Genomic DNA, 12,087 nt, shown 5'->3' on the forward strand with positions numbered 1-12,087 from the left:
ATTACGCCAAAAATCTAGACCATATGGAAAAAATTTGAGCTTTACCCCCATGTTTTTTTACCAGCATAGGACGATGCTCATCTAACCAAACACCTACTTGGTGTGCCCAAAACAGTATCAAAATTAATAAAAATATCATTTTAGTTAGACGTTCTGATTTAATTATATCAGTTGACTAAAGGTCAAAACCTATACTTTTGAAGCAACCAAACAACATTTCAATGTGCCAGCGATGAACATAACCATAATATTGAATCCCACTTGCCCCTGGGCAAGCCCTAACTACAATTAACAGTTCTCCTAATTCCAACTTCAAAGCTGATACATACATACACATTCCCCAAATACAACGACGTTTAAACAAATTTCTAATTTCACTAATGGTGAAACTGCTAAAAACCACGAAAAAGCGAAATATTGGTCTCCACCACCAATTAAGCCTGTGTGAAAAATCCTGATAGAAAACCCCCAATTAGCAGAAAGATATTTAAACCATTGTTTGCCCACAAATTCTCTATCTGCTGTTAGATATCCTACTCTTTGGTAACTAAACAATGGGGCAAATTTCTCTATCACATCTAGACCTTCTGCTGTTTGGGAATTTCCTTTTTTGGATAACATCTGCCCAACTATGGGAATTGCCAAACCGTACTCAGCAATTCCTAACATGAGAATATTGTATGTATGTTTACCAACCTGCCATTGAGTTCGGTAATTACTCAAAACCAATTTTTGCGAGCAGTCCATGATGACGATCACAGCCTGGACAAATTCCCTAGTATCTATGACAAAGTGGGAGAAAAACCTTTGTAGGTGTTTGTAATTAGAACTTACTTCAACATTAGAGGAAAATGCAGTTACTATTTGTGCTAAGTTAATATTTCTTGAAATACAGCCTAGATAAATAAAGGGATAAATTTAATTCTGGCTCCATGGCAAGAACAGTGGTAATTTAGAAGTTGTTTGTAGTCAACTAATCTCCCAAATGTTCAGGTTTCATGGAGATTATGGTTTAATTCTATGAACCTTTTCCTGTTCTATAAGTCAAGCTTTTTGTCCTGTGCTTAGGATAGACTATTAGAATATTTTTATTTGGTTAGCGATCGCTTATTGTAATTCCATGCATATTTCCTCCTTTGCTTCTAGTCTAGTCTTTATAAATATTTGGCAGCACCTCTGACAAAGCCAGAAGTACTACCTATCTTGGTATCGTTGATCTAGAAACAGTTTTGATGTGGCAGTGCTGGATATCCCGGACCTATCTAGTCTAGTCATTAAAAATCAGACAAAATTATCAACCTTCTGACTTTTGACTTCCAACTTAAAAAAAACAAGCCATAGGAAAAATTAGATATTCCAGGAAAAATAATTTCCAAATAAATTGATAAAAATCAGCGATCGCCTTTTTATCATGCAGATCTACCCTTTGACTAAACCACCACATTATACCCAAAGCCAATAAATGACTAATCACCAAAAAAAATAAATTAACACTCGCCAACCAAACTACACCCACCATCACCATACCCAGATAGCAAAAAGTCAATACCCACCTTGCCAAATTAAAAACAGCAAATGCTCCCAACTTAATCGTAAACGTATTAATATTATATTGACGGTCACCCTCAATATCTGGAATATCCTTAAAAATAGCAATAGCAAAAGTAAATACTATCACAAACAAAGTTAAAGCCCATACCGTCAGAGGAATTTCTGGAACCATCAAGCTTTTTTGAAGTAGAACAACCTCACCCAACTCACCCATCCATTTAATTAAACCTCCTGAAACCTCCTCAACCTTTTCAAACCCCCAAACAAAGCTTAAAAATATACCCAAATTAACAATAACTCCCCGCACAGTAAAAATACATAATGCGGCCAAAACAGGAAATCTTTTTAATCGAATAGGAGGTAAAGAATAAGCCGTACCAATTGCCAAACTTATCCCCACTGTACCCAACAAAAAAGGTCCCCCCAACCCGGCAAAACTCAAAGCCAAAATACCCGTTATTACCACAATTATTTGACCAGAAAAACGAGAAAACTCACCAGCAGCTATAGGGAGATGAGGCTTATTAATCCTATCTATTTCTATATCCTCTAATTGATTTAATCCTACTATATAAATATTTCCACATAAACAACTAATCCAAGTTATCAATAACAGAATTAAGCTGTATAAAAAAAAATATTTGTCAAAAAAATTAGAGCGATCGCCCATGGCAATTATATATAAAGCCAGCACACTTAACGATGTACCAATAATCGTATGTGGGCGAGCAAACTTCCAAAAACTATAAAGCCATGGCACATATTTTTGTAGCCAATTCGTTGTAATTTTTCCCTGTTGAGAACCAGCAATTTTTCCCATAATTACCTGTGAAATTATTTAAATTTAAAGTTCTTAGTGAAACCAAGAGAAAAGACATTAAAAAACTCACTAAATTTCTTAGCAGAAATCACCCTTTTTATCAAGAAAACAATAACAGTAACAATTAAGCTAAATACTGAAAGCTTGCTAAAAAAACATGCATATTTTCAAGTAGTTCAGAACTCAGGAGTCAAGAATAATGGAAAGTAATTAAGATGTAGTCAGATATATTTTCCCTGATATCCCTCTGCCGTAGTCAGCCCAAAATACTAACATTTGTGAGCTTTTTAGGCTGAAAATATTGCATTTTTTTCACACAAAAATATACTTGCCAATATCAGTCAATACTTTAATAATTAATCAGGAAATTCTACTGAATTATTATTACTTACTGATGACTTATTTATTTCTATAAATATGACTTTTTTAACCTTAATTCGGCAAGCGATTAATATCTTGATTAGAACCAAGTACAACTATTATTCTTCCTTTTTTTAAAATTGTACTTGGCTTAGGATTAATTGTAAATTTTTTATCTTGAGAATTGATTGCTAATAAATTCAAACCATATTTATTCCGTATTTGTAAATCAGCAATAGTTTTACCATCAAACTTATCCGGTACAACAGTTTCTACGATACTATGTTCTGGGCCAATATCAAATTGATCGATTACTTTAGGCTTAGTTAATAATCGTGCCACTTCACAACCCATTTCTTTTTCTGGAAATACCACATAATCTGCTCCAACCTTTTCCAAAAGTTTTCTATGAGTTTCAGAAGAAGCTTTAGCTACCACAGACTTAATCCCCAATTCTTTAAGATTTAGAGTAGTAATAATACTTTCTGCCAAATAATTACCAATTGCCACAATTACTGTATCAAAGTCTAAAACACCAGCCTGTTTAATCGCATTAATTTCTGTCGAATCTAATTTAAAAGCATGAGAAGAAATTTCATCAGCTATAGCCCGATTTACCATTTTTTCTTCTTTATCAATAGCCAACACTTCATAGCCTAAATTATGTAATGTTTCACAAACAGCTCTACCAAATCTGCCTAAACCAATTACAGCAAATTGTTTATTTTCCGGGCGCAAATTTTGCCAAAAATTCCAAGATGATAATTTCACTATAATTCAGGGTTATACTTGGTTTAATAGCCAAGAAAACTCTGCCTCCAAATATATACTTTTAGATTTTACCAATTAAATAAAAAAATTGAACAACTGAATTTATAAAATTAGTTATTCCTAATTTTGTTTTAGTTTTAGCATAACCATTAATAAATCCAATAATCTTATTACATACTTATTAAATTAAAAAAAATCATCGCTAATAGCTATAATTTATGATCCTGTTAATCTACTTAATATTGAAGTTTACAATCAAATAAAATCCTGATATTAAGTCTCATTAATTAGGCATAATAAAAAAAAATGATTACATAAACTGCTTCCAATTAGCAATTGCCAATTTCCAAATAATTGCCGAGAGTTAATAAAAAAAATATCACATTATATATCCCCAAAATCACAATAGCTTTTACCCCTATTTTATAACATTTATTAAATGTATAAACTTACGTTAATTTTATCTTTTTGGATAGAATTTAAAAACCAAAAAATCACTCAAAAATGAATTTTAAACTTTTACTTTATCCTTTAGACTATGCTTTAAAAAAATCTTTATTCACATAAAAATTGATAAAAGAGAATAATTATAGATTGGCAATTAATTCCAAATCCAGTTTTTCAAGTTACTTTATAAAAAATTACTTCTTTTTTTTTCATTAGTAGACTATAAAAATAACAAGTGCATAAAAACAAAATTTCCAATAAATAAATATTTAGTAAAATTGACTGATATCCTCCCCGACTGTCATACCATTTATCAAAAAAAAATATAAATTTTCTTGAGTAGGAAACTAGAGAAATAGGAAATTCAAAAAGAAATAAATATAATAATAATAATTAACATTAACTTGGGTAAAGAGAGTCAAAAAAGTTATTTATTTTATATTAATTATTTACAGCATATTTCGGGCAAATGATGTAAAGGGTCAATAGTGAAAATTATGTACTATAGGTATCTTACCCGGGTAGCTATAACTTATAACAATCGAAAGCCCTATAATAACTAAATTTTTACAAAAAGTTAGCATTAATGCACAATAATTGGTATTAGATACAGGGGCTTCTTAGGAGCCGAAGCCCAAGGGGAAGAGTAAAAATAAATTTTTTCTGCCAGAGGTGAGAGATCATTCTTTACCCTTTCTCCCATCTTCCTATCCCCCTATCATAAAAGAATTTTAAGAAACTAATAATGGATAGATATAGTAGGTATTAACTTTTAATTTAACCCTAGTACTACATAATCTAAAATAAAATAATTATACAAATAAATTTTCCTCTGGATATTCAACCGCACTAGGTTTTTGTTGCGCAAAAACAGTAGAAACCAACAATAATACACCCACTCTACCTATATACATTATTGTAATTAAAACTAATTGTCCTGGAATTGTAAAATTAGAAGTCACCCCTTTAGATAAACCCACCGTAGCAAAAGCAGATACAACCTCAAAGAAAATCTCAGTCAATTCTAACTGTCGGTCAGTAAATGCAATTACAGTAGTAGCAAAAACCACTAATAAACTTGATGCAAAAACTATACCAATAGCCTTAATAATAACTATCATAGGAATCTTGCGTTGATAACATAATACTTCATCCCTACCTTGTAGAGCTGCTTTAGTACTATTAAATAATATAGTAAAAGTTGTAGTTTTAATACCTCCTCCAGTGCTACCCGGACTAGCACCAATAAACATTAAAGCAATTGTCAAAAACAAACCAGCATCAGTAAAATTATCAATATCAATAGTATGAAAACCAGCAGTTCTAGTAGTAACAGATTGAAACCAAGCAGCAATTAATTTTTCCCCTAAATTTAAATTTTCTAGAGTATTAGGATTATGAAATTCAGCAATAAAAAACGCAATCAAACCAACTATTAACAGAAAAATAGTAGTACTAGTAACTACTTTAAAATGTAGAGAAAAAGAGTGAAAAGCTTGTTTTCCTTGGCAACGATCTTTAACCCATGAATACATTTCCATAATCACCTGATAGCCCAATCCACCAAATATAATCAAACCAGTAATCACAAAATTTAGTAAAGGAGACTTTACAAATTGAACAAAGCTATCCGAATACAAACTAAAACCAGCATTATTAAAAGAATTAACACTATGAAAAATAGAATACCAAAGACCTTCTTGAAAGCCATAAATTGGCACAAAAACTAACAATAATAACAAAATACCAGTCAACTCAAACACAATTGTTGTTGCTAAAATTGACTTAATTAAACCCTCCACACCTGCTAGTCCCACCTGTTCCAAAGATTGCTGAACAGCAACTTTTTGCCGAAGACCAAATTTATGACCCAGCAACAACAAAAGAACAGTCGTAGCAGTCATATAACCCAAAGCTCCAATTTGAACCAATAATAACAGGAATAACTGTCCCCAAAATGAATAATATTCCCCCACATTTACAACAGATAGTCCAGTTACACAAACAGCAGAAGTAGCTGTAAATAAAGCAGTTACAGGATGACTCCAATTCCCATTACTCATAGAGATAGGTAGCATTAGTAATATACTGCCAATAGTAATGACAATAACAAAGCCTTGACAAATCCTTCGAGCTACAGTCATTGCAATTTTTTAGTATGTATGTTTACATTTTTAGCTTGATCCCCTGTTAGGGTTAGCTCCTCCTTAAGAGGTAATACCTATTTCATCAACTTAAAACTTCAGTTGTAAAAGTAATAATTTCAAACTTGAAAGCCAAGATGTCAAATTATATTTAATCTAACTTGAGGAAATTGGTATAAGAGGCAAGAGATAGGGTCAGCATGAGATGAACACTGGATACAGGCCAGTGTAGCTTGATTTTCTATAAACCTTTTCAACACAAAATCCTGACTCTATCGCAACGCCACAAAAAGATGCAGTACTTTTCGTTGTTTAATAGTACAGTAATAACACTTAGCAAACCAATTTTTTAAATGTTGAGGACTCGTTAACTTAAGTGTCGCTTCCAGATAATTATATCAACCATTTCTTTACTTTATTAGGCAAAAACTCCTTCAAAAATATTTCAACTACTACCACCTTAATTTCTTAAGAATTAAAGTCCGGCGAATATACAGATAAATTTAAAACTTTTTATCCTATGGATTCTATTCCATGTTTAATTGATGCTAGTTTATTTGAAGGTAAATTATCCATCACAACTACATTTCTTATTTTATAGCGTAAGTCCTGTATATATTAAACTTGTATCACATAAATAAGAAGTGTACTTAACCAATATTTTTATCTATAGACAAGTCAAAACCAAAATTAGTCTATAATTATAGCTACAAAGAAACATATCAAACTTCCCTTTTCAAAGAGATAAAAAAGAAAATTATGGTTTTCAAGTCTCTAGCTTAAGAGGTTAGTGCTGATCAGGTGATAACTGATAAGGTAATAACTGAAATGACCTCAACTCTAATCGAAAAAATTCAAAAATTCTATGATGCTTCCTCCAGTCTGTGGGAACAGGCATGGGGCGAACATATGCATCACGGTTACTATGGTCCAGATGGCAAACAGAAAAAAACCAGGCGACAAGCTCAAATAGATATGATTGAGGAACTACTTCACTGGGGATCTGAAAATCAAGCATCAAGTTTATGGCCCCCTACCTCAATTCTTGATGTAGGTTGTGGCATCGGTGGTAGTACACTGTACTTAGCCGAAAAGTTTAACGCTACTGCTACTGGCATCACCCTTTCTCCTGTGCAAGCCAAAAGAGCTGAGGAACGTGCAGAGTCAGCTAACTTAAGTCAACAGACCAATTTTATAGTGGCAGATGCTTTAGATATGCCCTTTACTGATCAGTCTTATGATTTGGTTTGGTCTTTAGAAAGTGGAGAGCATATGCCTAATAAAAAGAAATTTTTGCAAGAATGTCATCGAGTATTGAAACCTGGTGGTAGGATAATTATGGCAACTTGGTGTCATCGTACACTAGATGGCTATTTAGGACAACTGACTGATGATGAACGCAGACACTTAGCTGACATTTATCGGGTTTATGCTTTACCTTATGTTATTTCTTTGTCAGAGTATGAAGCGATCGCCGAGAATATTAGCTTTCAAAATATCTCTATTGCTGACTGGTCAACTGCTGTTGCCCCCTTTTGGGATGTGGTAATTGAATCAGCTTTTGACCCTAAAGTTATTGTTAGTTTACTCTTCAGTAATTGGACAACTATTCAAGCAGCTATTTCCCTAGAATTAATGAGCCGTGGCTATGAACGAGGATTAATTAAATTTGGCCTCTTGCGTGGCAATAAACAATTAATAAATACTTAACTTGATTTTCAGTTGGTATAAATCAGTAGAAAATTTATAAAATTTTCATGAGATTACCCTTTACTTTACTTTGAATAAAATATCCTAAATGTTAATTTCTTAAATGTTAATTTAAGGTATGAAATATTAAATTATATACCCATTTTCTTCTATATAGCTTAATTCATGGTTTTAATTAGAATTAAAAAATCAGATGGGATATTCTGAGATATTCTAATAAGTTTAATTATGTTAGTTATTCTAATAGAAAATCAGCTTTTGGCTCCTCAAAGAATTTGTCAAGGTTGTTTATTAGCATATCAAAGTAGTCAACTCCGTTGGAAAAGTGGTCAACTTAGCTGTAGTCATCTAGTTCCTAAATTAATAGAAACTAAACCAGGTCAGTATGAGTGTAAAATGGGTTTTCGTATTGACAGGATAGAATAATTACTTTTGATTAGATTAATTCAAATTTTGTGGCATTTAGTCGTGACAAATATCATCGAAAATTCAACAGAAAATTTCTGGCTTGATTTATGTATAATCACCCTTAAAAGATTTCAACCTGCTATTAAATTGCATAATTTTCTGAACTTAGCTTTGACCTAAAAAAGCAAGTGAAACCCTATTATTTATTTATTTATTTATTTATTTATTTGGAGTTTATCGTTGCAACTTCGCTCATAAGAATTATTAAACAAGCTAATAGGAAGCTAATAGGGCATAAAAAAATTCTACTCAAAGCTTTGATTAAAGAACTTCCTATCAATTGAAACCGCTAATTCCACAGTGAAATTATTTGGGTAATTAGATATAGTTGAGACCTTTTATATCAAGGTTGATTAAAGACCATGGCTCTCATACAAGATATACTTGAGATGGAAGCTAATAATAATTGCAGTTTCTACAAATTTTGTGCTACTATAAAACTATAGTCAGGTACGTTTACTTATAATCTCAGTCTGTAAAAAGACCTTAAGAGAAAAAATTAAGATTAGCCAGGTAAGTAACTAATAAGACATAATAATAGGTCTTTAGGTTTGGCCACTTATTTCTTTTTTATCCAAGGGTAACCGAAGGGAAACGTGATTATTAAAGTCGTCAACTAAGTGTCGGAATTTACATAATTACTGCGCTATCCTGAATTTATATGTATTTGTATATAACCAAATTTAGGAGAAGTCTATCATGACTTGGCGTGGTTCCACAACGGTTCAAGACCGAATTTTTGCCTGTTTACCTTACCTATTACCCTTACTAGATGGATTAGAGTATGGAAGATACTTATTTCAACAGTTTCCTCCCTTAAAACTAATTTTAATCCCTCTTCTACCTTTATTACAAATTTACCAAGGTATACCTTTCTCTGGCTTCATTATATTTCTGGCTTTATTTTTACTCGTAGTTAGAAATAATAATATATCTCACTTTATTCGTTTTAATACGATGCAGGCCATTCTATTGGATATTGTTTTGATTTTATGTTCTCTAATTCTATCAGTATTAGGCAGTGCTTTAGGAGGATTTATTCTGGAGACTCTTTCTAATATGATATTCCTAGGAATTTTAGGATCATTCATCTATACAGTAATTCAGTCAGCAATTGGCCGTTATGCAGAAATACCAACTATTTCTGATGCTGTTTATATGCAAGTCCGCTAAAAATTTTTCAGATAAGCACTAAAATTGTTAGCAAAAATTTTCTCAGCTTAAACATCCTTGCTTCTTCCAATTATAGGTTTTATTAGAAGCCATGTAGTCCAAAAGGAGATTATTTTCATGAATAAATTCATTTACGAAACAATGTATATCCTGCGCCCAGATATGACTGAAGAAAAAGTAGAGCAGGCAATTACAAAATATAAAAGTATGTTAGAGGAACAGGGAGCTTACGATATCAAAATTCAACATCGTGGTAAACTTCGTTTAGCTTATGAGATCAATAACCAACGCGAAGGTATATATATTCAGATGAACTACCAAGGGCCTCCTACTCAAATAGCAATTTTAGAGAGGGCAATGCGTTTAAGTGAAGAAGTGATTCGTTACTTAACAGTTAAACAGGAACTACCCAAAACTCCTGAAACAGATACTCAAAAAAACTTAGAGCCAGCAGTAGCATTAGCAGAATAGTAGCTAATTGTGCATTGTAATTTTTTCTACAAGAGTATAGTCAGAGTTTCAACTACCATTCAGCATTACTAAAAAATTTGGTTTAAAGCCTCATCCATAAGCTGGCAAATGTTTAGTTGTTTTTTTTGAAGAAACACAGATGTTATACTAAGCATTAATTAATTATTCTCAGCTTGATAGCTTGAGACAAAAAATAGGTGTGGAGGCAAGGAGTTTAACTAGGGTCAAGTTTTACTCTCACGACATAAAAAGCAGAAGCATAAAAAGCGCAGAGGGTGTAGTAAGTTCAAAACATCAACCTGTCGAGGACGCTCAACCTTAGTTTCAGTCTCCTTGCCTTTAGCCTAGGGAGAATTTCAATAAAGTAGGATTAACATCTCAAAAACTATTCCTGAATATTGCCATATATATGATAGCTTCGGTGGAAACGAAAAGCTTCAGTACACTAAGTAAGACTAGTAACTACTATCTATAATGCGCTATTATTTATAATAATCTCCAATTCTCTATTTCTATCTATATGTTACTAGGATATAAAACTAAGTTAGACCCAAATAACTAACAAAAAAACCTTACTTTTTAAACACAAGCTCTGTAGCCCGTGATGCAAATAAATTGGGGTTTATGGTTAATCATAAATATATAGAATCATAACCAACATAATCGCAGTAGTAAAATTAAATTTTCTACTGTTATAGACTTGCATAAACTCCTGGTATCAATAGTTAAACCTAAGAATTATTAGTACTATTAATTGTTTAAATGCGCTCCTAAATATGCTTTCAGGTACTCATCAGAAGTTTGGAAATATTGCTTTGCTCAAATATCTGGTCAGTAGGAGGGGAGCAAGAGGGGTAGTTTGTATTAAATTACCAATAATTGGAGGGGTTAAAACTTATAAAATCTTGCCAGATAATATAACTCCTAAATTTGTAACTATCAGCAGAAAAGCAAGCCCTTGTTTTGCAAGCTTTAAAATAGAAACAGCAACCAAAATTCTTGATAAATTAGTAGATGTAGTTGACGTAGATTTAGGTATGAAATTGATTGACTGATAAAGTATTTAAAAGTGCTAAATTAATCTGAAAGTTATAATCTAAACTCTATTTATTGCAATATTTGAATAGGCGTAAAACTAAGTTTTTGATTCTTCAATTCAAAGAAAATACAACTCAAGATAACTCAGTTAAACAACAGGATAACTAATATCAGAAAAGATGCATTACATAAATTAACTACTTATTTGGTTCTTAACCACAAGCAAATAGTAATAGAAGACTTAAATTTATCACGAATGATGTTACATCATAACCCATCCCCGCACTAAGAGCTGAGCCCTAATATGGGTTTTTACAAGTTTAGAATAAAGGCGCAATTACAAATTTGAATTATACGCTTGTCAACTAATAATTAATTGTTGGGAAATAGTATCCTAGCTTTTTGACCTGCTCTAATTGTGGAAATATGAAAAAGTCCTTGTATTGAATGGAGAGTGTTATAAATTTTGAACATTCCGGTTTTAGTTACAATTGAGATTTAAATGCTAGTGTGAATCAAGCTTAGATGGGCAGTTGATCCTCGTGTGCAGGGATATCTGGAAACCCCAACGTTGCTAGGTATAAACAGGGATAGAACAAGTTATCTATAATATAATGATAAGATAATCCTGGATTTATATAGATAATTATAGGTTTCTCAGAAAGGATATATGCTAGTAATACAACCAATGCGATCTTGCGATCTTTGCAACCAATAGCTATCACTTCAACCAATTATGCTTACAAATTCAAATATTCAGATCTTTAAGTAGGTTAAATGTTTACTGCCTAGTATTAATATAACAAGACTAAACCTATTGTAATAATTTTAAACACCTCACAGCACTTCACTATATTCGTGAGATAAGTATTTAGAGAGCAAGATGACCAGAGTATAATAGTTTTACTATTTACCTCTTGTATAACTTCTGTCCAAGCTAATGCTGTCAAGACAATTGCTATACATCACCTAGTCTATCAGAATTTAGACTCAAATATTTAATAGTTTTTGATTAACTCAAAAATAAAAACTGTAACATTAAGGATAAAGGGAAAACTTTCCTCACTTCCAGTAATTTATTATTTTATTAGTTATTGGGGCTATACAATTTAGAAATAGTATAAAAGAATTACT

The 12,087-nt window shown here is 32.0% G+C and carries 11 protein-coding genes; 6 read left to right on the forward strand and 5 right to left on the reverse strand.

Translation table 11 applies throughout. From position 1 onward, the window contains the following. Nucleotides 1-175: 175 nt before the first annotated feature. The 5 genes from TERY_RS33540 to TERY_RS18660 all read right to left on the reverse strand — a co-directional run bounded on the left by TERY_RS33540 (nt 176) and on the right by TERY_RS18660 (nt 6,093). Nucleotides 176-331 (reverse strand): hypothetical protein, encoded by a 156-nt coding sequence (locus TERY_RS33540; protein ID WP_155994492.1) that lies wholly within the window; start codon nt 329-331, stop codon nt 176-178. Next, nucleotides 313-723, reverse strand: coding sequence for a hypothetical protein (locus tag TERY_RS25705; protein WP_155994493.1), 411 nt, complete (start codon nt 721-723; stop codon nt 313-315). Before TERY_RS25705 ends, TERY_RS33540 begins: the two co-directional genes overlap by 19 nt. Before the next feature lie 598 nt (nt 724-1,321). Further along, the gene (locus TERY_RS18650) at nt 1,322-2,371 is read right to left on the reverse strand and encodes a homogentisate phytyltransferase (RefSeq protein WP_011613248.1); all 1,050 of its coding nucleotides are present in this window, start codon (nt 2,369-2,371) and stop codon (nt 1,322-1,324) included. Between the two features lie 432 nt (nt 2,372-2,803). After that, nucleotides 2,804-3,502: an NAD-binding protein gene (locus TERY_RS18655; RefSeq protein WP_011613249.1), complete on the reverse strand. Its 699-nt coding sequence runs from the start codon at nt 3,500-3,502 to the stop codon at nt 2,804-2,806. 1,259 nt (nt 3,503-4,761) lie between these two features. Continuing rightward, entirely contained in the window at nt 4,762-6,093 is a 1,332-nt protein-coding gene (locus tag TERY_RS18660; protein WP_011613250.1) for a TrkH family potassium uptake protein, read from the reverse strand. A gap of 828 nt (nt 6,094-6,921) precedes the next feature. On the opposite strand from TERY_RS18660, the gene TERY_RS18665 reads away from it, so the two are divergent. The 6 genes from TERY_RS18665 (at nt 6,922) to TERY_RS31205 (ending at nt 11,242) form a co-directional block, all read left to right on the forward strand. After that, a complete protein-coding gene (locus tag TERY_RS18665) occupies nt 6,922-7,803 on the forward strand; it encodes a methyltransferase domain-containing protein (RefSeq protein ID WP_011613251.1) in 882 nt (293 codons plus the stop codon). A 228-nt stretch (nt 7,804-8,031) separates the two neighbouring features. Further along, on the forward strand, nt 8,032-8,229 hold the full coding sequence (locus TERY_RS18670) for a hypothetical protein (protein WP_011613252.1): 198 nt from the start codon (nt 8,032-8,034) through the stop codon (nt 8,227-8,229). Nucleotides 8,230-8,970: 741 nt separating this feature from the next. Beyond that, nucleotides 8,971-9,444, forward strand: coding sequence for a Tic20 family protein (locus TERY_RS18675; RefSeq protein WP_011613253.1), 474 nt, complete (start codon nt 8,971-8,973; stop codon nt 9,442-9,444). A gap of 117 nt (nt 9,445-9,561) precedes the next feature. Further along, nucleotides 9,562-9,915 carry a 30S ribosomal protein S6 gene (gene rpsF / locus TERY_RS18680; RefSeq protein ID WP_011613254.1) on the forward strand — a complete coding sequence of 118 codons (354 nt, stop codon included), beginning with the start codon at nt 9,562-9,564 and terminating at the stop codon, nt 9,913-9,915. Nucleotides 9,916-10,691: 776 nt separating this feature from the next. Beyond that, nucleotides 10,692-10,970 (forward strand): hypothetical protein, encoded by a 279-nt coding sequence (locus tag TERY_RS31200; RefSeq protein ID WP_063823350.1) that lies wholly within the window; start codon nt 10,692-10,694, stop codon nt 10,968-10,970. A gap of 110 nt (nt 10,971-11,080) precedes the next feature. Continuing rightward, complete coding sequence (locus TERY_RS31205) at nt 11,081-11,242, forward strand: transposase (protein WP_081432489.1); 162 nt, start codon at nt 11,081-11,083, stop codon at nt 11,240-11,242. Nucleotides 11,243-12,087 lie beyond the last annotated feature (845 nt).

The organism is Trichodesmium erythraeum IMS101, assembly GCF_000014265.1.
In the GTDB taxonomy this organism is placed as follows: Bacteria; Cyanobacteriota; Cyanobacteriia; order Cyanobacteriales; family Microcoleaceae; genus Trichodesmium; species Trichodesmium erythraeum.

Excerpts from the sequence above, each read along its gene's own strand:
- TERY_RS31200 (WP_063823350.1), top strand. The coding sequence starts at position 10,692 with ATGCTTTCAGGTACTCATCAGAAGTTTGGAAATATTGCTTTGCTCAAA.
- TERY_RS18675 (WP_011613253.1), top strand. The coding sequence starts at position 8,971 with ATGACTTGGCGTGGTTCCACAACGGTTCAAGACCGAATTTTTGCCTGT.
- TERY_RS33540 (WP_155994492.1), bottom strand. The coding sequence starts at position 331 with ATGTATGTATCAGCTTTGAAGTTGGAATTAGGAGAACTGTTAATTGTA.
- TERY_RS18660 (WP_011613250.1), bottom strand. The coding sequence starts at position 6,093 with ATGACTGTAGCTCGAAGGATTTGTCAAGGCTTTGTTATTGTCATTACT.
- TERY_RS18665 (WP_011613251.1), top strand. The coding sequence starts at position 6,922 with ATGACCTCAACTCTAATCGAAAAAATTCAAAAATTCTATGATGCTTCC.
- rpsF (WP_011613254.1), top strand. The coding sequence starts at position 9,562 with ATGAATAAATTCATTTACGAAACAATGTATATCCTGCGCCCAGATATG.
- TERY_RS18650 (WP_011613248.1), bottom strand. The coding sequence starts at position 2,371 with ATGGGAAAAATTGCTGGTTCTCAACAGGGAAAAATTACAACGAATTGG.
- TERY_RS18670 (WP_011613252.1), top strand. The coding sequence starts at position 8,032 with ATGTTAGTTATTCTAATAGAAAATCAGCTTTTGGCTCCTCAAAGAATT.